This window comes from Acidobacteriota bacterium (genome assembly GCA_035471785.1).
Taxonomy (GTDB): domain Bacteria; phylum Acidobacteriota; class UBA6911; order RPQK01; family DATIPO01; genus JANQFM01.
Genome location: DATIPQ010000017.1, coordinates 150,503 through 174,146, shown reverse-complemented (window position 1 = coordinate 174,146; position 23,644 = coordinate 150,503). Strand labels below are relative to the sequence as shown.

At 63.3% G+C, this 23,644-nt stretch carries 21 protein-coding genes; 1 reads left to right on the top strand and 20 read right to left on the bottom strand.

Annotation, left to right across the window (positions count from 1 at the left end):
• Positions 1–8 precede the first annotated feature (8 nt).
• The 12 genes from VLU25_03045 to pta form a co-directional block, all read right to left on the bottom strand.
• Positions 9–2,123, bottom strand: a complete 2,115-nt coding sequence (locus tag VLU25_03045) for a winged helix-turn-helix domain-containing protein (protein ID HSR66895.1) — start codon at positions 2,121–2,123, stop codon at positions 9–11.
• Between the two features lie 524 nt (positions 2,124–2,647).
• Entirely contained in the window at positions 2,648–3,373 is a 726-nt protein-coding gene (locus tag VLU25_03040) for an alpha/beta hydrolase-fold protein (GenBank protein HSR66894.1), read from the bottom strand.
• The gene (locus VLU25_03035) at positions 3,370–4,608 is read right to left on the bottom strand and encodes a hypothetical protein (GenBank protein HSR66893.1); all 1,239 of its coding nucleotides are present in this window, start codon (positions 4,606–4,608) and stop codon (positions 3,370–3,372) included. Before VLU25_03035 ends, VLU25_03040 begins: the two co-directional genes overlap by 4 nt.
• A 496-nt stretch (positions 4,609–5,104) precedes the next feature.
• The gene (locus tag VLU25_03030; protein HSR66892.1) at positions 5,105–6,250 is read right to left on the bottom strand and encodes an alpha/beta hydrolase-fold protein; all 1,146 of its coding nucleotides are present in this window, start codon (positions 6,248–6,250) and stop codon (positions 5,105–5,107) included.
• Positions 6,247–7,167 carry a hypothetical protein gene (locus tag VLU25_03025; protein ID HSR66891.1) on the bottom strand — a complete coding sequence of 307 codons (921 nt, stop codon included), beginning with the start codon at positions 7,165–7,167 and terminating at the stop codon, positions 6,247–6,249. Before VLU25_03025 ends, VLU25_03030 begins: the two co-directional genes overlap by 4 nt.
• Before the next feature lie 556 nt (positions 7,168–7,723).
• Positions 7,724–9,010 (bottom strand): dihydroorotase, encoded by a 1,287-nt coding sequence (locus VLU25_03020; GenBank protein HSR66890.1) that lies wholly within the window; start codon positions 9,008–9,010, stop codon positions 7,724–7,726.
• A gap of 3 nt (positions 9,011–9,013) precedes the next feature.
• Positions 9,014–9,952: an aspartate carbamoyltransferase catalytic subunit gene (locus VLU25_03015; GenBank protein ID HSR66889.1), complete on the bottom strand. Its 939-nt coding sequence runs from the start codon at positions 9,950–9,952 to the stop codon at positions 9,014–9,016.
• A 61-nt stretch (positions 9,953–10,013) separates the two neighbouring features.
• Entirely contained in the window at positions 10,014–11,186 is a 1,173-nt protein-coding gene (locus tag VLU25_03010) for a hypothetical protein (protein ID HSR66888.1), read from the bottom strand.
• A gap of 27 nt (positions 11,187–11,213) precedes the next feature.
• Positions 11,214–12,320, bottom strand: coding sequence for a glycosyltransferase (locus VLU25_03005; GenBank protein HSR66887.1), 1,107 nt, complete (start codon positions 12,318–12,320; stop codon positions 11,214–11,216).
• Complete coding sequence (locus VLU25_03000; protein HSR66886.1) at positions 12,317–13,114, bottom strand: glycosyltransferase family 2 protein; 798 nt, start codon at positions 13,112–13,114, stop codon at positions 12,317–12,319. Before VLU25_03000 ends, VLU25_03005 begins: the two co-directional genes overlap by 4 nt.
• A complete protein-coding gene (locus VLU25_02995) occupies positions 13,111–14,193 on the bottom strand; it encodes a glycosyltransferase (protein HSR66885.1) in 1,083 nt (360 codons plus the stop codon). Before VLU25_02995 ends, VLU25_03000 begins: the two co-directional genes overlap by 4 nt.
• A gap of 32 nt (positions 14,194–14,225) precedes the next feature.
• The gene (gene pta / locus VLU25_02990) at positions 14,226–15,221 is read right to left on the bottom strand and encodes a phosphate acetyltransferase (protein HSR66884.1); all 996 of its coding nucleotides are present in this window, start codon (positions 15,219–15,221) and stop codon (positions 14,226–14,228) included.
• A 37-nt stretch (positions 15,222–15,258) separates the two neighbouring features.
• On the opposite strand from pta, the gene VLU25_02985 reads away from it, so the two are divergent.
• Positions 15,259–15,606, top strand: a complete 348-nt coding sequence (locus VLU25_02985) for an STAS domain-containing protein (protein HSR66883.1) — start codon at positions 15,259–15,261, stop codon at positions 15,604–15,606.
• A gap of 24 nt (positions 15,607–15,630) precedes the next feature.
• Here the strand turns inward: VLU25_02985 and VLU25_02980 are convergent, their stop codons facing one another.
• The 8 genes from VLU25_02980 to VLU25_02945 form a co-directional block, all read right to left on the bottom strand.
• The gene (locus VLU25_02980; protein ID HSR66882.1) at positions 15,631–16,599 is read right to left on the bottom strand and encodes a tetratricopeptide repeat protein; all 969 of its coding nucleotides are present in this window, start codon (positions 16,597–16,599) and stop codon (positions 15,631–15,633) included.
• A 52-nt stretch (positions 16,600–16,651) separates the two neighbouring features.
• The gene (locus VLU25_02975) at positions 16,652–17,098 is read right to left on the bottom strand and encodes a biopolymer transporter ExbD (GenBank protein HSR66881.1); all 447 of its coding nucleotides are present in this window, start codon (positions 17,096–17,098) and stop codon (positions 16,652–16,654) included.
• The gene (locus VLU25_02970) at positions 17,091–17,585 is read right to left on the bottom strand and encodes a biopolymer transporter ExbD (GenBank protein ID HSR66880.1); all 495 of its coding nucleotides are present in this window, start codon (positions 17,583–17,585) and stop codon (positions 17,091–17,093) included. Before VLU25_02970 ends, VLU25_02975 begins: the two co-directional genes overlap by 8 nt.
• On the bottom strand, positions 17,582–18,244 hold the full coding sequence (locus VLU25_02965) for a MotA/TolQ/ExbB proton channel family protein (protein ID HSR66879.1): 663 nt from the start codon (positions 18,242–18,244) through the stop codon (positions 17,582–17,584). The genes VLU25_02970 and VLU25_02965 overlap by 4 nt, the downstream gene beginning before the upstream one ends.
• Before the next feature lie 244 nt (positions 18,245–18,488).
• Positions 18,489–19,295, bottom strand: coding sequence for a ribonuclease III (gene rnc, locus VLU25_02960; protein ID HSR66878.1), 807 nt, complete (start codon positions 19,293–19,295; stop codon positions 18,489–18,491).
• 54 nt (positions 19,296–19,349) lie between these two features.
• Positions 19,350–20,345: a tetratricopeptide repeat protein gene (locus VLU25_02955; protein ID HSR66877.1), complete on the bottom strand. Its 996-nt coding sequence runs from the start codon at positions 20,343–20,345 to the stop codon at positions 19,350–19,352.
• Between the two features lie 101 nt (positions 20,346–20,446).
• Positions 20,447–23,080 carry an AMP-binding protein gene (locus VLU25_02950; protein ID HSR66876.1) on the bottom strand — a complete coding sequence of 878 codons (2,634 nt, stop codon included), beginning with the start codon at positions 23,078–23,080 and terminating at the stop codon, positions 20,447–20,449.
• A 55-nt stretch (positions 23,081–23,135) separates the two neighbouring features.
• A complete protein-coding gene (locus VLU25_02945; protein ID HSR66875.1) occupies positions 23,136–23,624 on the bottom strand; it encodes a hypothetical protein in 489 nt (162 codons plus the stop codon).
• Positions 23,625–23,644: the final 20 nt, after the last annotated feature.

The window sequence follows — 23,644 nt, the reverse complement described above, 5'->3', positions numbered from 1 at the left end:
ACCACCCTTCACTCGGTCGAGGGAGCCGCTTCCAGGCCGCCTAACAGCATGATGTCGCTTTGCAGGGAAACGATCGTCGAAAGGTAGGCGAATCGTGCGTCCGCCGAGAGCGCCAGGGCCGAGTGGGGAGCCATCCGCGGCAAGAGGGCCGCTTCAACTCTCTCGCCGCTTTTTAAGTCGAGCCGCATCAAACGGGTTTGCGCTCCGCCCGGGGGGCGCTGCACAAAAAAGAGCCATTCCCCCGCCAGCGCCCAGTTGCTGCGCTCGGATACCGGGAAATCGGAAACGATCAGATGGGAGGGACCTCCGCTGGAGGGCATGCGCCAGATGCCGGGCCGGCCCCGACGTGTGAAGTAGAGCCACTTGCCGTCGCTGGAAGGCCGCGACGTCAGTCCTCCATCCTGCGTCACCTGAACCGGCGAGCCTCCTGGGAAGACAAGGGAATAGATCTGCCAACTGCCGTTTTGCTCCGAGGCAAAGTAAAGCCGTTCTCCATCGTGCGACCAACTGGGATAGGCCTGCCGTTGGCTGCTTTGTCCGAGCCGGCTCGGAGAGCCCCCGTCTATCTGCAGCACGAGTACAGAGGGGCCGTCCGGGCCGCGAGTCTCGAAAGCCAGGTGGAGGCCGTCCGGCGACCAGGCCAGGGCATCGATGAATGGGCCCCCGAGGTCGGTCAGGCGCCGCGGTGCATCACCGTCGGCGCGGGAAAGCCAAACTTCGGGATGCCCTGAGCGATCGGAGACGAAGGCCAGGCGTTGGCCGTCGGGTGAAAGGGCCGGACTCCAATCCCAGCGGGTTGAGCGGGCTATTGCTCGCCCTTCGGAACGGGGCTCGCTCAGATCCAGGCGCTCGATGTCGGCCCTGCTGGTCCAGGCCAGGTAAGCGAACTGATCGGAGTCGGGCGAAGCCGAGGGAGAATCCAGGTCCTGACCAGCGCCTGTCACCAGGTGAATGGAATCCTGGCTGAGGGAATAAGACCACAGGGAAAAGAGGCCGCCGCGGTTGGAAGAGAATAGGATGGAGTCTCCCCCGCGGCTCCAGTCCAATCCATGGATCTTGAGTCCGTCCCCGGTCAGTCGCCGGGCTGGACCTTCCGGCAGCGGCTGAATCCAGATGTCTTCGACTCCCAGGGTGGGACTCCGCAGGAAGGCGAGCCAGCGCCCGTCGGGCGAAAGAGTACCCGAGAAGTCTCCCAGCCAGGACTCAGGAGGAGAAGTCAGCGGCGGGCCGCGCCGGCCCTCCAGAGTCAGCGGATAAATCCGAAATGGAAGATTCGGGCCAGGTCGTTCCGACAACAGCAGGCCCTTTCCGTCTCTTCTCCAGTGCAAGCCGTCGCTGTCCGGGTTCAGGCAATCTGCAAGCTTGCGGTCCTGGCCGCCCAATGCCGATACCAGCCGGATCTGGCATCCCTCGGTCGAGAGGCTCAGGTAGGCCAAACGGCTCCCGTCGGGCGCCCAAGTCGGCTCCTGATCGGCGGACGGATTCCGGGTCAGCCGTCGAGCCACTCCTTCGCCTGGCTGGATGAGGTAGAGGTCGAAGTTGTCTTGCTCAGGGCCATTCCAGGCAAAAGCGATGCGATCTCCAGGTCCATAGGCGGGATCGACTTCCAGTCCTTCGAAGGTAGTCAAGGGGGTTATGTGGAAAGAAGCAGTTCGCCGAAGCATTGAAGGCTCAGCAGCCCAGGGGAGCAGGGTGATGGCCAAAGCGGCAGCGGCTGCGCCCAGGAGAGCTACGATCCATGGCCTGGCCTTTGAGCTCTTCCAGAATGGAGGGGCGGACGGACCTGACTGCTCAACCGGAGCCAATAGCCGGTATCCGACCTTGGGAAGAGTCTCGAGATATTCACCTTCCGCCGGATCCTGACTGAGAATGCGGCGCAGCTTGGAGACGGCGGTGTTGAGGGAGTCTTCGCTGACGGTCACCTGCGGCCAAACGCGCTCAAGAATCTCGGTGCGGGTAACGGCGCGGCCCGCCTTCTCGGCCAAGCAGCAGAGCACTTCCATGACGCGGGGCTCCACCCGCTGGCAGCGCTCACCCAGCCTAAGAGAATTGGACCGCGGATCGACTTCCCAGTTTCCGACCTTGAACCGGCCCTCACCCAACGGGCCCCCGCTCTCCATCATGCCTTCCTCGCTCGCGCTCTTACATTGAGGTTTCGTCATCTTAACGATCCCGACATTGCGGCCGGAGACCTCGAATGCCCTAGGTCCGGGCGGTAGGCTCGGCAAGAGCGTAACCCCAGCCATCGGCTGCTTCCAAGAGGGTATCAAAACTGGAAAGCAAGAAGATGACCGTGCGCTGGCCCAGGAGTTAGACGACAAGGCTTTACTGAGGCCGGCAGACCCTTTCTGATGTAGCGGCCCAGGGAGTTCCTCAGCTCTTTCCGAGATATCGCCGCGGCCGCTCGAATATGCTCCTACGCCCTTAGGCTCGGGCCACCGGTCATTCCTTTCCAGGTAAAGGGCGAGTGCCTCGCGGATCAGTGAAGACTGCTGACGGCCCCACCGCCCTCTTGCTGAGTTCCTTGAGTCGAACCAAAGTCGTCTTATCTATACAAAGTCGTCTTGACCATGCCGTCAGTTTCCCATATATGGCACCACCCAAGGTGATGGCTTCCGTGTGCTCTATACGGCTTATCGACGGTCGCCTAGGCAAACTCGCCCAGGTATTGGGGGAGCATGGTGCGCCAGGTGGGCCAGTCGTGGTCGTAGTCGGGGCCCCAGGGATCGACGCGGTTGGGGATGGAGCGGGCGCCCAGGACGTGGGCCATGCGCCAGGTTTCCTGAGGATCTTCCCAGCGTCCGCCGCCGTAGGGCATGACCACGAAACGCCGCTGCAAGAGACGCAGTTGAGGGCCGTCCTGGAGGTTGGGCAGGTAGTGGAGGGGCGAAGAGAAGTAGAAGTCGTGGTTCATGTGTCCGCGCGTGTACTTTTCGAGGTCGTAGGTGCCGCTCATTCCGATGGCCAGCTTGAAGGCGTCGGGATGGCGGCAGAGGGCGGCCACGGCGCTGAAGGCCCCGATGGAGGCTCCGGCGGAGATGATCTCGATTCCGGGCGATTTGCAGTCGGTCTGGATGGCCGGGACGATTTCGTGGTAGATGGCGGCGTCCCAGGCCGTTTGCAGCCAGGAACAATGCTGGGGCGGATAGCCTTCCAGCCAGGCGCGTCCGGCGATGCTGTCGGTGGAGTAGACCTTAACGCGTCCCTCGTCGATAAGATGGCGCAGGGCGCCGATGAGGTGAAAGCGCTCGATTTCCTCGGCGTCGCCCCCGGCGGTGGGAAAGATCATCACGGGGGTGCCGTAGTGCCCCCAGCGCACCAGACGGATTTCGCGGTGGATGCGGTCGGAATGCCAGACCGAAGTGTCCTTCATGGACGCCCCTCCTCCTCGCGCCACTTTTGGATCAACTGCCAGAAGCGTTCGGTGAATTCGTCGATCTCGTGCTCGGGGTAGAGGGCGGCCACTTTCTTGCGCACGGCCTCGCGGGCCGTGTCGCTGGCGAAAAACTCATAGGCCACTTCGTCGAGGTGACCCAGGTGCTGATCGCAAAACTCCTGGAAACGTTCCTCCTCGAAAGTCTGGCGGGCCAGGTCGGCATAGCGGCGGACGCGTTCTCGGTAGGGCAGGTCGAGGTCGGCGATGGCGAAGTAGGGGTCCCAGTCAAGGGTCTTGCGCATGCGGCGCTCGGTGGCGGCGCAGAAGACCGACCAGCGGACATTGGCCTTGACCAGCCAGGGGAAGTGGTAGTGCAGCGAGGTGACCTGCGAGTCGGGACAGGCGTTGGCGAAGTCGATGGGATGCCAGTCGCCCCCGGCGTAGAGGGCCTCGCAGGAGTTGAAGTCCCATCCGAAGAAGCTGTTGATGGTGAGGGTGATGTCGCGCAGCAATTGGGCGTCCTCGGGGGGCAGGAAGTCGCGCTCCAGCCGGTAGCGGCCGTGCAGCGGGGCCGAGGGATCGTAGTTGACGATGCGCAGTTGGGGACCCAACCCCACGCAGCGAACGAAGAAGTCGTAGGGCAGGACGGCCTTTTGCAGGTGCATGACCAGCGTGCCGCTGTCGTCGTAAGCCGACTTGAGGGCCTCTTCGTCGTCGATCTTGCTGACGCCCCTCCATCCGCCCCCGTCGTAGGGCTTCATGAAGAGCGGGTAACCCAGTTCGCGTCCCACCTGTCCCAGGTCGAAGAGGCGGGCGTAGCGCTGCAAGGTGGGCTCGAGGTCGTCCTTGGGCTCGTAGCTCTTGGGAGGAATCAGCCAGGTCTCGGGAATAGGCAGTCCCAGCCGCATCATGGCGCAGTAGGTGGTCTGCTTTTCCATCGATTGCAAGGCCCAGGGATTGTTGAAGACGTAGAGGTCATCCATGATGACCGCCTTCTTAATCCACTCCCGGCTGACATGGTACCAGTGGGTGAGCCGGTCGATGACCAGATCGTACCGGCAGGGCTGGCGCAATTTGAAGGGTTCGATGGTCAGCCGCTCGACCTCGAAATCGACGACGTCGTCTCCCTGAGGAATGGAAAGCTTGAGGCGCTTCACCACCTCCTCATAGCAAATGGGCCAGCATATGTCGGCTCCCAGCGAGAGCCCGATCCGTCGAGTGACTTGAGCCAAAGAGTCCTCCTGACTGTTGCGGACTCAGTATTTTAGGATACTCGCGGCTCCGATGTCCAAAGTCGCTTGGGGCGAGGTTTGGAGAACCGCCAGCAACCTGAATTTTTATCTCACGCTTTCAGCGTTTTGTTGTCTAAGAATGCGAAACCCAGGGTTCCGTCCTTGCCGCGCTCCGCTTGCAGCGGACTCCACCCTGGGCTGGCGAATCGCTCGCCTTCAGCGAGCCCGGAGTCGGCTTGAACACTGCGGCTGCTTGGCCTCGCAGCTTTGGCGAAGGAGGGGCGAATCGCTCGCCTTCAGCGAGCCCGGACTCGGCTTGAACACTGTGGCTGCTTGGCCGCGCAGCTTTGGGGGGGGCGAATCGCTCGCCTTCAGCGAGCCCGGACTTGAGCCTCGAGACGGTGCTGCACCCTGGGCTAATGCTAATCGAGGGCTAGTCGAATCGCTCGCCTTCAGCGAGCCCGGAGTCCGTTTTCGACGCCGTGCCATGCATGCCTCATTCGTAGACCATCCAGAGGGGGCCGGGAAAGAGCCAGGAGAGGCCGTCGCGCAGGCGGTCGCGCCAATTTTCCCAGTTGTGGCCGTCGCGGGCCTCGCGGTAGCGCACCTGCATGAGGCGGTTTTCCTGCAGGAGCGGAACAAGGGAGCGGTTCTCGTAGATGAGCGACTCGTATCTGCCGCAGGAGATGAAGATCTTCTCGGCCGGCTTGCCGGGATTCTTGCGGAAGCTGTTCATGAACCTCACCACCGGATCGAAGACGGGGCCGCGCCAGTGCTGTCCGATGTCGGTGAAGGCGAAGGAACCCGACTGCAGCAAGAGGCGGCCGTAGGTGTCGGGATGGGTCCAGGCGGCGTGGAGAGCGGCCACGGCGCCGAAGCTGGCTCCCATCAGTCCCCGGCCTTCAGGGCGGCGCACCAGGGGGAGACGCTTTTCCAGGTAGGGCAGCAGTTCATGGGCCAGGTGGTCGGCGTGACGGAGATCGGCGGCGTATTCGACGAGGCGGTCGGACGAATGAGTCAGCGCCGCGATCAGGGGCGGAATCTCCAGCCGGTGGATGAGGTTGTCGAGCACCGTCTGGAGGGAGGCGAAGTTGAGGTAGTCGTTCCCGTCGTGGACGATCAGCAGCGGATAGTTGCGGCTGCGCCGGTAGCGGGCGGGCAGGTAGAGCCTGAAGCGCCGGTCGGAAGCGAAGATCTTGCTGTGCATCGAGATGTCGTCGATGGCGCCGGGACGGGCGTCGGGGTCGGGCTGAGTCCACTCGGGAGGCGTGTAGCCGTAGGCGCGGCAGACCGAGTTCGCGCCGAAAGGATCGTAGGCCTTGAGATCGTTGAGCGGATCTTCGATCAGCCGCTCCTTGCCCTCGGAGACGACGTTGAACTTGTACTCGATACGTGAACCCTTGGGCAGTTCCAGGTGCAGGTGCCACAGGTCCGAGTCGTCGTCCAGCGCGTGGAAACGCTGGTAGGAAGGCAAACCGTAGACCCAGTGCTGCAAATAAACGTCATCGGCCTCGCCGCGGTAGACGAACGTGACCCCGTCCTCTTCAACGATGGGAAATTGATGGGACTGGAAGAACTCGTCCAGGGCTTTCTCGTCCCCTCGCTTATTGAGCCGTCTGAGTTGCAGGAGTAAGGGATTCATGAGGGGTTGAGCGGGCGGAGTTTGCCCTGGCTGGTGAGGCGCAGGGAGCGACGGGCGGCCAGCAGGCGTCCGCCGCGCCAATGGATGAAGCTGCCCTCGTCGAGGGTGACGCACAGGGCCGGTTTCATGCGTTTGGCCAGCCGTCCGACGCGCTGGCTGTCGTCGAGAAGCAGCCGCTGGCGGGCCTGGGGCAAGGGGACCACGTCCTCCACCAGTCCCAGTCCCGTCTCCAGCAGTTCGGCGTCTCCGGCACCCTGGGGAGGACAGTCGTGAAAGAGCAGGATCCGCTCGCTGAGCGCCATGGCCCCCGCCGACCAGGCGATGACGGGACGCTGCAGCAGCAATTCCCCGAGGTCGAATAAACGCATTCGGTTGATCAGTACGGCGATGTGTCCTCCGGCGATGAGGACGGCCTTGCTGGCGGCGATCAGTCCCTCCACTTCCTGGCGCTGGACGTGATTGCGCAGGCGCAGCTCAGGGTGTTCTTGATGGACCTTGAGGATGCGGCGCAAGTGGCGCCGGTCGAGTGAGCGCACGGCATTGAGCGCCGAGCGCTTCTCGCTGCCCAGCAGCGAGCGCAAAGGGGTCTGCTCTTCGCGGTTAAGGGCGCGTACCGCCTCGAGCGCATAGTGCAGCCGCAGGCGGTAGAAGCGCTGCAGGCGCATGAGCTTCTGCTGGCGCAGGCGATGCTCCTCCAAGAGGGCCCGGTCATTGCGAAAGAGCCTCTCGGCGCGACTGTAGAGCTGCAAGTCGTCCACCCGGCAGCCCACGTGAGCGCTCAGCTCCTCAAGCTCTCCTTCACGCTCCTGCCAGCCCGCGGTGACGGCGCACAGCGGACCCGAGAGTCCCAATTCGTCGAGGACCTGGGCCAGAGTCGGCTGGTGTCTTTGTGGACCTAAGAAGACGATGTCCGGCATGAGCCCATCATGGTCCGCGAAAGGGGGGTGCGATGTCAACACTCACCCTCCTTCGTCCAGCTACGGAGGGCAGGGACACCCCGGTCGGGGGACGGCTCGGCGGCCTGGCCCACCTTGCCGTGTCGGGGCATCTCCAGGATCGCCGCAAGGATGCGCCTCCCACCCGGTCTGGGGGCCGTGTGGTGGCTGCCCCACCCCGGTTGTGTCGGGGCGTTGCCAGGATCGCCGCAGGGATGCGCCTCCTTCAGGTGCGGGCTCTCTTCGCCCAGGCTATGGGGGGCAGGGACACCCGGTCGGGGGGCCGTGCGGTGGCTTGCCCCTCCCTTGCCATGTCGGGGCATCTCCAGGATCGCCGCAAGGATGCGCCTCCTTCAGTTGCGGGCTCCCATGGTACTCGCCTGGTGGGAGGCGCATCCTTGCGGCGATGGAGGAAATGTTCAGCCTGGACGAGTTGGCGCAGGCCTTTGAGGGGGGTCAAAGAACATCCTGCCAGCCTCCGGTCCTCAAAGCAGCGATGCGCCTCCCGCGAGAGCGCAGAGACAGAAAGAAGGGAGCTTCAGCGGGCGTCGTGGACGATGCGGCCGGAGACGATGGTGAGGACGGGGAGGCCGTGGAGGACCCAGCCCTGGTAGGGGGTGTTGCGCGACTTGGACTTGAAGGCGTTGGAGTCGACCGTGACCTGGCGTTCGGCGTCGAAGACGGTGACGTCGGCCACCGAGCCTTTCTTCAGGGTGCCCCGCTCGAGGCCCAGGATGCGGGCGGGGTTGACGCTCATCAATTGCACCAGCCTGGGCAGCGAGACCACTTCTTTGCGCAGCAGGTGCTCGACGCACAGGGGCAAGGAGGTCTCCAGCCCGATAATGCCGAAGGCGGCCTCCTCGAAGGTGGTGTCCTTTTCCAGCGAAGTATGAGGAGCGTGGTCGGTGGCGATGCAGTCGATGGAACCGTCGCGCAGCCCTTCCAGCATGGCCTCGACGTCGCGGGGAGTGCGCAGGGGAGGCGACATCTTGTAGTTGGTGTCGTAGTTCTCGATGTCGGCGTCGGCCAGGGTGAAGTGGTGGGGACACACCTCGGTCGTCACCGCTATGCCGTCCTCCTTTCCCCGGCGGACGTGCTGCAGGGCCTCGGCGGTGGAAATATGGCAGATGTGGGCATGGCAGCCCGTCAGCCTGGAGAGCATGATGTCGCGGGCGATGTGGATCTCCTCAGCCACTCCGGCCATGCCGTTGAGTCCCAGGCGGGTGGAGGCGGAGCTTTCGTTCATGCATCCGCCGGCCGAGAGGTGCTTGTCTTCGCAGTGGTCGAGGACGGGCAGGCCGAAGAGGCGGGCATACTCCATGGCCCGGCGCATGACCTGCGAGTTCATGACGGGATAACCGTCGTCGCTGATGGCCACGATGCCGGCCCGGGCCATTTCGCCGATCTCGGCCAGTTCCTGCCCCGCCTGCCCCTTGGTGATGGCCCCCGCCGGGTGGACGTTGGCGCTGCCGGCCCTGCGCCCCTGCTCGATGACGTGGCGCACCACGCTCTCGTTGTCGATGACGGGATCGGTGTTGGGCATGCACATGACCGAGGTGAATCCGCCCGCCGCCGCCGCCCGGGCGCCGCTCTCGACGGTTTCCTTGTCTTCCCGGCCCGGCTCGCGCAGGTGGACGTGCATATCGATGAGTCCGGGAGTCACCACCCATCCCCGGGCTTCGACGACCTCGGCTTTTTGATCGGGCGAAAGCTCGATCTTGGAATCGATGGCCGCCACCCGCCCCTCCTCCAGCAGCAGGTCGCACTGGCGGTTGATGTCTTGGGTGGGATCGACGACCAGTCCTTGGCGAATCAGTATCTTCATGTCTCAGATCCCCAGTCCTTCGCCCGAGCCTGCCAGCAGGTAGAGGACGGCCATGCGCACCGCCAGTCCGTTGGTGACCTGTTCCAGGATGACCGAGTGGGGACCGTCGGCCATGGCCGGATCGATTTCGATTCCGCGATTGATGGGCCCCGGATGCATGACGATGGCGTCAGGCTTGGCGGCTTCCATCTTCTTGGAGTTGAGCCCGTAGAGGTTGAAGTATTCCTTGGTGGAGGGATAGAAGACTTCGTGCTGGCGTTCCCTCTGGGTGCGCAGCATCATCACCACGTCGGCCCCTTGCAGGGCCTTGCCCATGTCGTGCTCGACATCCACCTGATACTGGTGGAAATCGAGCGGGATCAAGGTGGGCGGGCCGCAAACCGCCACCTGGGCCCCGCATTTGGAAAGCAGCAGCGCGTTGGAGCGGGCCACCCGGCTGTGGCGGATATCGCCCACGATGACCACCCGCAGCCCTTCCAGCTTGTCCTTGTTGTCGATGATGGTCATGGCGTCCAGCAGGGCTTGGGTGGGATGCTCGTGCATCCCGTCCCCGGCGTTGACGAAGCGGATGTCCCGGCAGCGGCGCGCCAGCAGATGGACCGAGCCCGCCACCGGGTGACGCACGATGACCACGTCGGGACGCATGGCCTGCAGGGTCAGTCCGGTGTCGATGAGGGTTTCGCCTTTGCTGACGCTGCTGGTGGAGGCGCTGATGTTGACGGCGTCGGCGCTCAGCCGCTTGGCCGCCAGTTCGAAGGAAGAGCGGGTGCGGGTCGAGGGTTCGTAGAAGAGGCCGATTACCGAGCGTCCGCGCAGCGTAGGCACTTTCTTGAGAGGCCTTTCGGTGATCTCGCGAAAGCTGCGGGCCGTCTTGAGGATCAGTTCGATGTCTTGCAGGGACAGCTCCGCGATGCCGAGGACGTGCTTGCGGCTCAGTTTCATCAAACAGCACGATAATGAAAGCTCAGCCGCCAGACAAGACCCGAATGTGAATCGGCCAGCGTCAGCGGTCGGAGTTCTCGGGGAAACCGGGGCGGGAGATGGGAATGTAGTCGCGCGCCACCAGGTCCCAATAGTTGCGGTAAGGCTCCTCTTCGGCGATGCGCAGGAAATTCTGGATGTTCTGTACCAGGGACACCGAAAGATGTCCGGGAACCGACTCGGGATGGATGTCGCGGTATCCGGTCAGCCGGTTGAAGTAGCTGCGGATGAGGATGCCGCTGTCGGCGACGGGCATGGAGCCCACGTTGTCGATGAAGAACTCCATGGTGCCGTTGCGGAAGAGATAGAACTCGACGTTGGAAAGGTAGAGCAGGGACACCTGCAAGCCTCGCCGCCGCACCTCTTGGCCCACGGTGCGCAAGGCCTTCCCGCCGGCCAGATTCCCCACCACGGGGATAAGCCGGTTCTCTTCCGCCAGCTTCTTGAGGAAGTTGAAGCTCTCGTCGCGGTCGAGGTAGTGCCCGGTGCGGCCTTCCAGGTCGGTCTGCACCATCAGCGATCCCCAGGAGGGGAAGAGGCGGGCGTTGAGTTCGGGACGCCCCGGGATCTCGTAGGCCAAGTCGAGTCCCTTGCGGTGGAAGGCGGAAGCGATGCGTTCCACGGTGCGGCGGTCCTCCTCGGCGGTCAGATTGGGGAATTTGCCGTGCATGACCTTCCACAGCTTCTCGATGGTGCTCTCGAAATACTCCTTGTCGCCGGGCAGCGCGCTGAAGATCTGTGCCAAATCATGGGCGTCGGAGCGCGGACCGGCCTTGAATCCCCTGGGAAGAGGCCTTGCGAAGAGCTGGGCCATGAACTCGGCCCGGTTGTCGGACGAGATGAAGAGCGACTTCAGCCACAAGTGCTGAAGCAGGTTGTCGCGCCGGATGTCGACGATGAAAACCAGGGCCGGCTTGGCAGCGGCGATGTAGCTGAAATTCTGCTCCGGTCCGACTCCGATGTAAACGCCTCCCGGCTCGACGTATTTCTTGATCTGAGGCAGGACGTGCAAGTAGGAAGTTTCGTTGGAAACCAGGTTGTCGGTGGGGAAGAATCCGTTGTCCTCGCTCAGCTTGAGAGAGAGTTCCTCGAATTCCTTGTCGCTCAGTCCTTGGGCCCGCAGCGAGCAGTTGGAGCCGGAGAGAACCAGGAGAGCCAGCAGGGGCAGAAAGCGCACAACCGATCGAAAAAGCATAGGTTTCATTGTACAGGAAAGGTCTCTTCAGGTTCCCTCGCCCTTGGTTTCGTTTGGGGCGAGCAACTCGCGGTAGAGGCGCTCGCTGGTTTCAATCTTTCGTTGCATGGTGAAGTGCTCCTCCACCCTTTTGCGTCCCGCCTGCCCCATGCGGTGGCGCAGGGACTTGGAGTCGACCAGTTTCCACAGCGCCTCCGCCAGTTGAGGAGGCTGGGCGGGCGGCGCCAGCAGGCCGGTTTGGCCGTCCTCCACCAGTTCGCGATTGCCGCCCACCGCCGAAGCCACCACCGGCAGGCGGTTAGCCATGGCGGCCAGGATGGCTGAACTGAAGCCCTCCGAATGAGAGGGAAGGCAGAAGACGTCCAGCCGCTTCATGAGGGCTTCGCTGTCATCGCGAAAGCCCGTGAAGCGGACGGACTCCTGCAGACGCAGTTGGCCGCTGAGCGCCTCCAGTTCTCCTTTCAGCGGTCCGTCGCCGATGATGGCATAGCGCACCTCCGAGAAGCGCGAAGCCAGCAGCGAGGCCGCCTGCAGCAGGTCGCGGTGGCCTTTCTCGTGGCTCAGGTGAGCGACGATTCCGATCCAGACCTCGTCCAGTCCGCGCTGGAACTCGGCCGCCTCAAGCTGGTCGAACCAGCTTAGGTCGACCCCTTCGTAGACGACCCGAATGCGCCCGCGGTTCACTCCGTTTTCCACCAGCACGTCACGGATGCTGCGGCAGACGGTGAAGATGGCGTCGTTGCACCAGTTGTACTTCCAGCGGCTGAGGGGTGAACGGAGTGGAAAGATGACGCGGCGTGAGGAAACCCTGAGAGGAACCTTGCACAGCTTGGCCGCCAGTCCGCCTGCCAGGATGGGCCGCGGAGTGTTGAAGTGGACCACGTCATAAGCGCCTCCCAGCATCAACTCCCGCAGCCGGCGGAAGGCGGACGGGCTCCATTCCGAGCGCTGGCGGAAGTCCTCGACGGGGACTTGAAGGGCGCGGCATCTGTCGGCCAGCGGAGACTTGGCGGGCGCCGCCAGCAGGCAGCGGTGACCGCGTGCGGAGAGTCCCCTGATGAGCGTGTAGAGCTGCTCCTGGCCGCCTCTCCAGACCGTCTCGGTGTCGACGTAGAGTATCTTCAGTGGAGTCATGGAGAGGGCTCTGGAGGCTGCTGGTCAGGAGAGGAGGCGCGGCGCTGCAGCTCCCACAGCTTGAGGTGCTTGAAAAGGACGGAAACAGCCGAGAGCGCAGAAACCGCCAGTCCCGCCCGTCCGTCCAGAAAGCCGCGCCTGATCAGGTAGTTCTTGATGAAAACGAGGGGAGGCGTCAGGACCAGCCGCAGTCCGCCCACCCGCTTGCCGCCTTCCAGGTAGTCGGCGGCCGCCAGGGAAGAAAAGCGGTCCAGTTGGCCAAGATATTCGGAGAGGTCGCTATAGGTGTAGTGCAGGATGTGTCCTTGCAGGCGTCCGCTGGGCAGGCCCTGGCCGAGGCGGAAAGACTCGTGGACGCGTCCGCCCTGCCAGCTTCCGCTGTCGGCCCGGAAGAGGCGCATCTGATAGTCGGGATACCAGGTGGTGTGGCGTATCCAGCGTCCCATGAAGCGCGTCATGCGAGGCACCAGGTAGCCTCGCTGGGGGCCCTCGGGGGTGGCCTTCCAGTCCATCAGCTCCTGCTGCAACTCGGAACTGATCTGCTCGTCGCAGTCCAGGCTCAGCACCCAGGAGTGACTGGCTTGGGCGGTGGCGAACTGCTTCTGCTCCCGGTATCCGGGCCAGTCGCGCGGGATGACGCGGTCGGTGAAGCGTCCGCAAATTTCGGCCGTCCGGTCGGTGCTGTGAGAGTCCACGACAACGATCTCATCGGCGATTCCCTGCAGGCTCGACAGCGCCCGCTCGATTTTCTCCTCTTCGTTGAAGCTGATGAGTACGGCTGAAATCTTCTTCAAGAGGCTTCTCTCGGGGCGGAATCGGTTTCTCGTTCGGGGCCGGGGTGCCGGCTCACTACCTGGGAGCGATTATAGTAGATGGCGATGGGCGCCTTTTCATAGAAGGCTGTGAGCAGGTCGGCCACCTGCTCGTCGCTGCGCCTGGCGGCCAGTCTTTCCGTCCGGCGCAGACGTCTGACTTCGCCCAGGCGCCCGAGGGCCTTCCAGAGCGCGCGATAGAAGCCCACGTCCCCCGCCAGGATGCGGGTCAGCAGCTTGACGGTCAGCATCATCAGATGAGCCGCCATCCAGGCCGGACGGTGACAGTTGATCCAGTGGAAGAGCAGCCGGTTGCGCAGCGAAGCTTCCTCCACCTGTTGGCGCTTGAAGTGGGAATCGATGGTGGCGCTGGTGCGGTGACGGGCCAGGCTGCGCGGCTCGTAGCGGACTTGCCACCCCCGCTTCCAGGCCCGGTAGGAAAGGTCGATGTCCTCCCAGTGAAAGGGCGCCAGGATCTCCAGGAATCCTCCCAGTTCCATCAGTTTGTCGCGGCGATAGGCGGCGAAGCCTCCAACAGCATAGAAGGAAAGCAGGCGGCGTTGTCGCGTCCAGCGGCGGGCGGCTGAACCGCCGTCCAGGTCGTAGTTGAAGTAGACGCTCCAGAACCCGCGCCTGAAGCGGCCCACCTTTCCGCCCGTGGCGAAGACCGGCTCGTCCCACTCGAATACCCGGGCCGTGACGGCGAAGAGATCTTCATCGGCGGACGAGTCGGTGAAATGCGAGGCCAGATGGACGAAGTAGTCGTCTTCAACCTGCACATCGTTGTTGAGCAGTGCCACAAGCGGATAGCGGCAGTGCTCGAAGCCGCTGTTGCAGGCCGGGGAAAAGCCTCCGTTGACAGGACGCCTGATCAACTCCACCTGCGGGAACTCAAGGGGCAGGGCCTGGGGCGTCTCGTCTTCTCCGCCGTCGTCGACCACGATGATTTCCCAGGGCCGCGCGTTGCGGCGCTGGAAGAACTCGGCCGCTCTCAGCACCGAGGGCAGATTCTCCCTCAGCAGGTGAAGTCCGTTCCAGGTGGGAATGACGATGCTGAGCATGCGAGTGCGAACCCCTGGGGCGGCGCCTGACTTCAGCCCTGATCAGCTTGCAGGACGGTGATGGCGGCCACGTTGACGATGTCCTGGGCGCTGCATCCGCGGCTGAGGTCGTTCATGGGACGGCCGAGCCCCTGCAGCACCGGCCCGATGGCCTCGGCGCCGGCCAGCCGCTGAGTCAGTTTATAGGCGATGTTGCCGGCGTCCAGGTTGGGAAAAATCAAGGTGTTGGCCTGGCCTTGCAGGACGCTCTGCGGGGCCTTGGAGCGGGCCACTTGCGGAACCAGCGCCGCGTCCACCTGCAGTTCTCCGTCCGAGACCAGGTCGGGTGCGCGTTCCCTGAGAGTGTTGGCCGCCTCGGCCACTTTGTCGACCAGCGCGTGGCGTGCGCTGCCCTTGCTGGAAAAGGAAAGCAGCGCCACCTTGGGCTCCTCCTCCAGGTAAAGACGGGCGTTTTCGGCCGCCAGCATGGCGATCTCGGCCAGTTGTCCGGCAGTGGGGTCGGGTACCACGCCGCAGTCGGCGTAGATGAGGGCCTGCTGACCGCCCGCGGCAGGTTCGCGCAAAGCCATGATGAAGAAGCTGGAAAGCAGCGAGACGCCCGCACGCAACCCGATGCAATGGAGAGCGGCCCGCACCGTATCGGCGGTGGGATGGACGGCCCCCGCCACGCATCCATCGGCTTGCCCGGCGGCTACCAGAAGAGCGGCGCAAAAGACGGGATGGCGGGCGGCTCGAAGAGCCTCGTCGGGGGAGATCCCCTTGGCCCGCCTGCGTTCGAAATAAAGCTCGTCCAGCTTGTGGCGGCGCACCGCCTGGGAAGGTTGGAGAACGGGGAAATCGACCCTCAGGCCGAGTTGGCGGGCCGACTCGGCCACTTTGTCCGGATCGCCCACCAGAATGGGCTGAGCCACTCCCTCCTCGCCCATGGCGGCGGCCGCTTCAACCGCCCTGGGATCCTCTCCCTCGGCCAGCACCACCCTGCGTGAAGAGCGGCGGGCCCGGCTGCGGATGCGCTGCAACAGAGACATGGGGCGCATGTTGACCTTTAAATAAGGGCATGTCAAGATGACGTCCGTGAAGCTGACCAGCGAAGAACAGGATGGAATCTACTTCATCGTTCCGCAGGGAGAACTCTTGGCCGGGCAGGGGGACGCCGAACTGAAAGCCGAGATGGACCGCCTCATCGAAGAAGGCAGGCGCAAGTTGGTGGTCGACTTCAGCGACGTCCCCTACATCGACAGTTCCATCCTGGGGCAGCTCGTACACGGATACTCCATACTTAAGAAAGAAGGCGGCGCGCTCAAGCTGCTCAACCCCTCGAAGCGCATTATCGACGTGCTCAACCTGACCCGCCTCATCTCGGTCTTTGAAGTTTACGAAGACCGAAATCAAGTCATCTCAAGCTTCCAATAGGCTCTTCAGGAACAAAAAGAGCGCTTAGCTCGATTCCCGCTTGATGCGTTCCTTGAGGCGGTCTACCGACTCCTTCAGTTCGGCGCTCTGCGCCGCCTGGTAGGCCTTCTCGTAGGCCTGCAAAGACTTGCGGTACTTACCGGTGATCTCATAGATGTAGCCCAGACGCTCCTGAATCTGCCAGCGCTGGGGCAGGTACTTGGCGGCGTTGAGGAAAGCGCTCTCGGCGTCCGAGTTGCGCTTGGTCAGCAGATAGGCTTCACCCAGGTTGTACCAGGCCTCACCGTCCTGAGGATTGGATCCGACGTATTCCTCCAGCAAGGGGATGGCGCGTCCAGCCTGCTTGTTGGAGAGGGCCTGAATGGCGCGGTCGAAGGAGAGGCGGTCGAGAAACTTCTGAGCCTGCGGGTTGGACGGATCAAGCGCCTTGGCCTGGCGCAGGTACTGCTCGGCCTTGTCGTAGTTTTTCAGTTGGTAGTGAGACAATCCCAACTGCAGGATGTCGCTGGCTCCGCCGCGGGCGATGCCCTGGGCCTTTTCCAACTCATCGATGGCTTCGGAGTACTGTCCCTCGTTGAAGTAGGACGATCCGCGCAGGCGGTAGATGGGAAGGCGCTGGCGGCTGTTGGCGGCATAGCGTTCGCCCCGCAGGAGCACGGCGATGGCGTCGCTGTAGCGTCCGGCGTTGTAGTAGGCGTTGGCCAGACCCAGATAGGTCCCCAGGTTGTCTTCCTTCAGTTCCATGGCCTTGCGGAAGGCCTGGATGGACTTTTCGAACTGGCGCGTCTGCAGGTAGCTGTGGCCGAGGATGCGGTAGCCGTCCTCGTATTCGGGATTGGCCTCCACGATGGGTTCGAACTCGGCGATGGCCTCCCGATACTTGCCCTGCTTATAGTAGGAAAGCCCCTTCTGGAAATCTCCTTGGGCCAACGCGGCGGTGGCACAGAGCAGAGAAATCAAGAGGCTGCTGATGACTGAGCGCAAGAGTGTCATGTCGGTCTCCTCGGCTGGGCGGTCTTTGGACCCGCGGGGCCGGCAAGGGCGGCTACTCGAAGTAGCCGTAGGCCTTCCAGGCATCGACTTCCGACTGGGTCGGGATGGAAACGTTCTCCACTCCCAGCCGGCGCAGCAAGTCAAAGACTTTCACCATCTCGGAGTAGGGGACCTCGGCTCGCGGACGAATGATGAAGGGCTTCTCGGGATTGGTGTCCCTGACCGTCTGAATGTAACTGCCCAGGACCTGCAAGCTCATCGCTTCGTCGTTGACCACATAGCGTCCCTCTCCTTCAATCTTGATGAGGACCGACTCTTTAGGTTGCACATTGGTGGGATCTTGTTCGGGATATCCGAAGCGCAGACCCTGCCGGGAAGTGAAGACGGCCGTCAACATGAAGAAGATGATGAGCAGAAAGGCGATGTCGGCCATCGAGGAGGTGGGGATCTCGGGCACGTTCCTTAGCCGCCGTCTGTCCTTCAAGCGCAATCTATCCATTGCCGCCCTCCTCTGAACCGGCGGAGGGTTCCTCCTGGTCGGCCTCGGGGATAGGGAATTCGTCCTCTCCCACCTGCTGGGTGGTGAGCAGGCCGATGTTCTGCACCCCGGCGTTGCGCAAAGCTTCCAGCACCTTGTCGATGAACTCGTAGCGCGCCTCGCGGTCGGCCTTGATGACGAACTCGGTGTCGGCAAAGACGGCGATGACCTGTTCGGCCTGGTTCTGCAATTCGTCCATGGAGAGGACGGGTTCCGACTGGCTCTCGCCGTTGGAGAACAGCACTGTGCCGTCACTAGTAATGGCTACGATGGCCGGATTCTCGCGCACCTGCTCGCGCATCACCGAAGAGGGCAGCCCCACCTGGGTGCGGTCAGGCGAGAAACTGGTGGTGAGCATGAAGAAGATGATGAGCAAAAAGGCGATGTCGGCCATCGACGCCGTGGGAACCACCGGCGCGGCCTGAGCTCTGTGGATACGGCGCTTCATTGTCTCCCCGCGGCCGCAACCTTGGTGGGCGACTCTTCAATCTCGCTGAAGGTCTCCAGCAGCATCGACGTGCTGGTCTCCATATCGAGGGCAAAGTTGGAAACGCGGCTGTTGAAGTAATTGTAGGCGGTTTGCACCGGAAGGGCGATGGCCAGGCCGGTAGCGGTGGTGATCAGGGCCTGGGAGATGCCCTGGCCCACGGCCTGAGGGTTGCCCAGCCCCTGCTCGGAGAGAGCGTCGAAAGCCAGAATCATACCGATGACGGTTCCCAAAAACCCGAAGAGTGGAGCGATGTTGGCTACCGTCAGCAGGACCCACAGTCCCCGTTCCAGTTTGGACACTTCGTGCAGGGCCACCGATTCCATGGCCTTCTCGATCTCTTCGCTGCTCTTTCCATAGCGCAGCAGGCCGGACTTGAGCGTGGTGGAGACGGGGTGGTCGTAGCTCTCGCAGACCTCTACGGCCTGGCGCAGGTCGCCGCCCAGCAGGTCTTCGCGTACGGCGGAAAAGATCTCACCCGTGTCGCCCTTGATTCGCGCATAGGCGATGGCGCGCTCGATGATGTAAAACAGACCCACCAGAGAACAGATGATCAGGGCGTACATCATCGCCCCTCCGTCCTGGATCAGGTTAAACAACCAGCCAATCGCTAGTACCACTTTCTCGATCCTCCAGAATGCTCTATGTGATCACACCGCCGGCTTGAGCCGCACCGGTCGGCAAAAAAGGCTCAGCCCCCGAAACTCCCATCATAGCGAGCCAGCCTCGTTTGAGTCAAAACGGCCCCCGATGGTTCAAATGAAGCCCCTGCCCGCCATCAGGCCGCCGACAGCGGCCCGATACTAAAGAACAGACGCCGAAAAGCCGGGGGACGTTCAGTAAAAGCACGATAAAGGCGCCGCGTCATCCCGGTCTGCGGGCCGCCGCCATTTGTTGACTGAAGAGCTCCAGGGCGGCGCGGGCGGCTTCCTGCTCGGCTTCCTTTTTGGAACGGCCTTGCCCCCGGGCCAGCGACTTGCCCGCGGACACCACCTCGACGACAAATTCCTTGCGGTGGTCGGGGCCGCTCTCCCTGACCACCCGGTAATTGGGTTCGTTTCGTCCCAGGCTGTGGAGGCTTTCCTGCAAAGCACTCTTGAAATCCCTAACCTTGACCCGCGCCGGATCGATTTCCTCCAGCAACGGGGCGAAACGCCTGAGGAGAAAGCGCCGCGCCGCTTCCAACCCGCCGTCCAGATAGATGGCGGCGGTCACGCTCTCGAAAATGTCGGCCAGGATGGCGCGCTTCTTGCGGCCGCCGGTCTTCTCTTCTCCATGGCTCAGCAGCAGGTAATCGGCCAATCCGATCTCGAGGGAAAGGCGACTCAGTTGACGGGCCGAAACCAGATGGGCCTTGAGCTTGGAGAGCCCACCCTCGCGCAGAGTGGGATAGTCGCGAAAAAGAGCCTCGCTGACAACCAAACCCACCACCGTATCGCCGAAGAACTCCAGCGCCTCGTAATCGCCCGAATCGGAGCGGTTGCCTGCGTCATGCAGGTAGGAGCGGTGAGTCAAGGCCTGGTCGAGAAGAGCATAGTTTTTGAAACGGTATCCCAGCGCTTCTTCCAGACGGCGCAACTGAGAGATACGCTCCGGGCCGGGTTGTGAGACGGCGATGGCGGCGGTTGGAGGATTGGCAAGCGCTCCGCGGAATTTTTCCAGCCAGTTCATTGCCCGCAAAGGCTCCTGGCCGCCCCCCGGCCGGGGGACGGCCACGAAATAGGGTCACCTGGAAGGCGGCGGCTCGGAAGCGCTGCCGGGAGGAGGCGAAGCGGCGCCTTCAGAAGGCGGAGGCGTCTGAGCGGCGGCACGGGCGGCCGCCTCCTCGGCCCATTGCTTCTGCTTGGCGGCCACGTTCTCTCTCAGCGTCTGTTGGGCTTCCTGGACGCGAGCCTCGATCTGGCTCACATCCTTGTTCAAGAGTCCGTAAATCTCTTCCAGACTCTGCATGGCGGCGTTGCCCACGGCCGTGCCGGTGGCTGCTGCCAAAGCGAAATACTTGATGCACTGGTTGGCTTCGTTCTTCTGTCGGTAGGCGCTTCCCAGGCGGTAGTAGGCGTAGTCGTCGGTGGGATTCAGTTGGGCGGCCATCTCCAGATGCTCGATAGCCTCATCGAGCTTCTCCGGGTTCTCCCGCGAGGCCATGTACTCGCCCAACTGAGAACGTCCGATGGCGAAGTGGGCCGCACCCAGCAACTGGTCGCGCTGCTGGGGTTGGAAGTTGGCGCCGGCCTGCTCGTCGTCCAAGGTCGCGGTGACCTTGCCGGCCAGCATCTGAGCCTTGTCGAACTCTTTGGTTTCGGCGTAGTAGAAGGCCAATTGACTGGCCAAGTCGACCGCTTGAGGCAACTCTTCAAGGGCCTGCTCGCCATGCATCATGAAGGTGGGGAAGTCGTTTTGGGCGAAGGCCGACATGGCGATGACGTAGTGAGCGTGCGGAGTCATGCCGCTGTCGGGAAACTGTTCCAGAAAGGACCGGGCCATGTCTGCTTGCTCGGGCTTGGCTGCGTTGGCCACGGCGTTCCAGGCATCCATTTCGGCCTGAGTGCGCACCTCGCCCACCTTGCGGGGAGGCAGCGGCACTTCAGCCGCCTCTTCTTGCGCCGGCTGCCCTTCCTGCTGGCCCTCTTGCTGCGGTTCCTGCCCTTGCTGCTGAGCTACGGCCCATCCCCCCAACAGGGCCAGCAAGCCGGTCAGCACTGCGTAACGAATGATCTTCATCGAAATCCTCCCAATCAAAGATTGCGGCCATCCATTGTGGCACATTCGCAAGCGGAATCCAATTCGTCTCCCCTGGTCGCAGGCTGGGATGCGAGAGGCTTTCAAGAGTTGCGCTTTGAGGCCAATCGCCGCACCGCCTCTTCGACCCGGGCCGCCGCTTGGCGGGGGTCGCCCGAGCAGGGGAAGTGCAGAGGAGGGCCGAAACGGACGGTGACGAAGCCCGCCTTGGGGCGGCTTGCGTGCTTGTTGTAGATCTCGAAGAGTCCCCGCAGATGGACCGGGACCACCGGCAGCTTCATCTCTATGGCCATCATGCCCACCCCGGGCTGGAAGGCTTTTATCTCTCCGTCGTCGCTGCGTCCCCCTTCGGGGAAGATGAGCGGGCAGTAGCCTGTCTCGACCAGGAGTCCGGTTTGGCGCAAGGTCTTGCGCACGCCGCCCATGCGCTGGGGCAGAGGATAGGCGTTGAAGAGGCCCCGCGACAGCAAGTAGAACCAAATGGCCGCAACCCGCCGCTTGAGGCCGTAGTCGTCAGGACGGTAAAGAGGCAGGAAATGCTCTTTGGCCATGGCCGGAGCCAGGCGGTAACGCCATGTGAAGGGCAAGGCCAGGGCCAGGGCCGGAGTGTCGAGGTGGCTGTTGTGGTTGGCGGCAAAGATGACGGGGCCGGAGAGGCCGCCAAGATGGTGCAGGCCCTCCACCTGCATTCGCGCCAACTTTTGAAAGAAATGGAAGACGATCAGTTCGTCAGCCAGCACCCGGGGGATCTTGATGAGAGGCCCGTGCCATCCCAGCAGCCCGGTTCCGCCCGGGGACTCGAGGGTCTCGGAGGCCGGCGCCCGGCTCTCCCGAGAGGAGACGGGCTCTGGGGATGTCTCCGGCTGAGCGGGGAGAGGTTGTTGGGAGGTGTCGGCACGGCGGCCTGGTGCCGTGCCGGGGCGCAGAGAACGCAGCCAGGCGCGCAGCTCGCCGAGCGTATCGGTTCGGGCCAAGCGTTCCTCGGACAGGCGCACGCCGTAGGCTTCTTCCAAGGCCGACATCAGTTCGATGCGGTCCAGTGAAGAGAGCCCCAATTCCTTCTCCAGGCGGGTTTCGTCGCTCAATCCGGCGGTATCCTGCCCGCTGATCCGGCGCAAAGCGGCCTCCAGAGGAGAGTCCCCGGACTGGGCGGGAGTGGGCCCCCGCATCTGCTCTTCCACGGCTTCGGCGACTTTGCCCCGCTGGACCTTGAAAGTGGAGGAGGTGCGGGGGAAGTCCTCGCCGGGCCAGCGAGACCAACTGCGGACGCGTTGATGAGGTTCGAGCCGGGCGTTGGCTTGGCGGACGGCCTCGGCCAAGTCGGCCTGGGCACTTGAGGGGATGATGGCGGCATGGACTGCTTCCCCGCCCTCGATGCGGCCAGGCACTGCCACGGCATAACGCACCTCGGGACTCTCCTCCAGGGCCCTCTCCACGTCACCGGGATGAACGTTGAGTCCCTCGGAGGTCACGATCAGGTCTTTCTTGCGTCCCCGGTAGTAGAGGCGGCCTTCTTCATCGAATTCGCCCAGGTCGCCCGTGTGCAGCCAGCCGTCCTCAGCCGTCAGTTCCCTTTCGCCTCCGGCTCCCAGGTACTCGCTGACCACCGAGTCTCCCTTGACCAGGATCTCTCCCTCCTGGCTGAGCCGGACCTGCTGTCCCGGCAGCACGCTGCCGATCGATCCGGGGCGGCTGCGGAAAGGATGGTTGACGGCCACTACCGGCGAAGTCTCCGTCATCCCATAGCCCTGCACCACGGCGTATCCCAGGCTGCCCCAGAAGGACTCGATGGAAGCGTCGACCTCGGCTCCGCCCACCACCAGCGCCCAGAACTTCCAGCCCAGCGCGCTGTGGATGCCGCGGGCGTTCCACCAGCGCTCAAATACGCCTTTCCAACCGCCCCCATGGGAGCGCCGGGGCGGCATGGGCAGGTTGCGCTGCAGGTAAGTCTGCAGGGTTTGGGCGATGCGGGGGACGCAAACCAGCGCCGACACGCGCCGGCGCCTCACCAGTCGGGTCAGCGAAGCTGGATGGAGGTCGTCGCTGAACACCGCGGAACCGCCCAGCAGCACTGGGATGAAGAGTCCCAGCGACTGGCCGAACATGTGGCTGAGGGGCAGCAGGTCGAGCAGACGGATGGGCTGGAAGGGCCAGGCGTACTTGCGGTAGGGCGCGATCTCGCGGGCGAAGGGACGCAGATTGGAGCAGATGTTGCGATGCCGGTGAACCACCCCCTTGGGCTGTCCCGTGGTGCCCGAAGTGTAGACGATCTCGACCACGTCCTCAGGCTGGGCCGGCGTCAAAAGCAGGCGGGTGGCGCGGGGCAGACGGACGGCCTCGTCCAGACAAAAGCGGGGGCTGATGTGGCTGGCAGGCCCGTCCACCCGGCTTCCGTGAAGAAGAATGCAGCCCTGGGTCTGCTTGCGGATGCGGCCCACGAAGGAGGGGGAGGACCGAAAATCAAGAGGAACGACGACCGCTCCCAGGCAAAGGCAGGCCCAGAAGGAAGCCACCCATTCGGGCCGGTTCTCGCTCCACAGCAGCACCCGATCGCCGCGTCCCACCCCTTGAGACCGCAGATAGTCTGCCAGGCAGGCGATCTGGTGGCGCAATTCGTCGTAGCCGAGCCGCCACGTCCGATAGCCGTTGTAGTAAAGAAGAGCTTCACGCCCGCCCAGGGCGTTCATGCGATCGAGAAGATCGAGCAGAGTCTGCATGCGTCGGTCCTGCGCTCAGGACCTCATTCCCCCCACGACGTGGACCGCCTTGAGGTCATTCCCAGTTTTCTTTGCGTATCTCTGAACCGTCCTCCAGGTACCAGGTATCAGGGCCGTAACTCTTGGCTACGAAGACAAAGAACCGCTGCAGACGGTCGGCCTCTGCACGGGGCAGAGTGATCTGAAGCTGCACCCGGACATCAGGGTTCACATCCGAGCCCTTGAAGACGAATCCCTTGGCCGGCACCTCCTCCAGGCCGAACCAAGCCGAGAGGTAGCCCTGGACGAAGTTGGTTTCGCGCACCGGCATGGGTTTGTCGGCCTGTTCCAGGACCATCTGGTAATCGTTGATGGTGCGGGCCGGGGCCCCCACGCCGATGCGGTAGTCCGCGCCCGGGTCGAAGGAGGTGAAACTCGCCGTCAAGACAATCTCCTCCGTGCTCGTTTTGAGGATGGGAGCCGCCATCTCTGCGCGGCCGGCCGCTGCCAAGGCGAGCGCGGCGGCCGCCAAAGGAATGATCAGGAACACTGCTTTCTGTCTCATGAGCGTCCTACCCCTTGCAG

Excerpts from the sequence above, each read along its gene's own strand:
- VLU25_03040 (HSR66894.1), bottom strand. The coding sequence starts at position 3,373 with ATGAAGGACACTTCGGTCTGGCATTCCGACCGCATCCACCGCGAAATC.
- VLU25_02980 (HSR66882.1), bottom strand. The coding sequence starts at position 16,599 with ATGACACTCTTGCGCTCAGTCATCAGCAGCCTCTTGATTTCTCTGCTC.
- VLU25_02985 (HSR66883.1), top strand. The coding sequence starts at position 15,259 with ATGACGTCCGTGAAGCTGACCAGCGAAGAACAGGATGGAATCTACTTC.
- VLU25_03025 (HSR66891.1), bottom strand. The coding sequence starts at position 7,167 with ATGCCGGACATCGTCTTCTTAGGTCCACAAAGACACCAGCCGACTCTG.
- VLU25_03020 (HSR66890.1), bottom strand. The coding sequence starts at position 9,010 with ATGAAGATACTGATTCGCCAAGGACTGGTCGTCGATCCCACCCAAGAC.
- VLU25_02970 (HSR66880.1), bottom strand. The coding sequence starts at position 17,585 with ATGAAGCGCCGTATCCACAGAGCTCAGGCCGCGCCGGTGGTTCCCACG.
- VLU25_03015 (HSR66889.1), bottom strand. The coding sequence starts at position 9,952 with ATGAAACTGAGCCGCAAGCACGTCCTCGGCATCGCGGAGCTGTCCCTG.
- VLU25_02975 (HSR66881.1), bottom strand. The coding sequence starts at position 17,098 with ATGGATAGATTGCGCTTGAAGGACAGACGGCGGCTAAGGAACGTGCCC.
- rnc (HSR66878.1), bottom strand. The coding sequence starts at position 19,295 with ATGAACTGGCTGGAAAAATTCCGCGGAGCGCTTGCCAATCCTCCAACC.
- VLU25_02955 (HSR66877.1), bottom strand. The coding sequence starts at position 20,345 with ATGAAGATCATTCGTTACGCAGTGCTGACCGGCTTGCTGGCCCTGTTG.
- VLU25_02950 (HSR66876.1), bottom strand. The coding sequence starts at position 23,080 with ATGCAGACTCTGCTCGATCTTCTCGATCGCATGAACGCCCTGGGCGGG.
- VLU25_03010 (HSR66888.1), bottom strand. The coding sequence starts at position 11,186 with ATGCTTTTTCGATCGGTTGTGCGCTTTCTGCCCCTGCTGGCTCTCCTG.
- VLU25_03005 (HSR66887.1), bottom strand. The coding sequence starts at position 12,320 with ATGACTCCACTGAAGATACTCTACGTCGACACCGAGACGGTCTGGAGA.
- VLU25_03045 (HSR66895.1), bottom strand. The coding sequence starts at position 2,123 with ATGATGGAGAGCGGGGGCCCGTTGGGTGAGGGCCGGTTCAAGGTCGGA.
- pta (HSR66884.1), bottom strand. The coding sequence starts at position 15,221 with ATGTCTCTGTTGCAGCGCATCCGCAGCCGGGCCCGCCGCTCTTCACGC.
- VLU25_02995 (HSR66885.1), bottom strand. The coding sequence starts at position 14,193 with ATGCTCAGCATCGTCATTCCCACCTGGAACGGACTTCACCTGCTGAGG.
- VLU25_02945 (HSR66875.1), bottom strand. The coding sequence starts at position 23,624 with ATGAGACAGAAAGCAGTGTTCCTGATCATTCCTTTGGCGGCCGCCGCG.
- VLU25_03030 (HSR66892.1), bottom strand. The coding sequence starts at position 6,250 with ATGAATCCCTTACTCCTGCAACTCAGACGGCTCAATAAGCGAGGGGAC.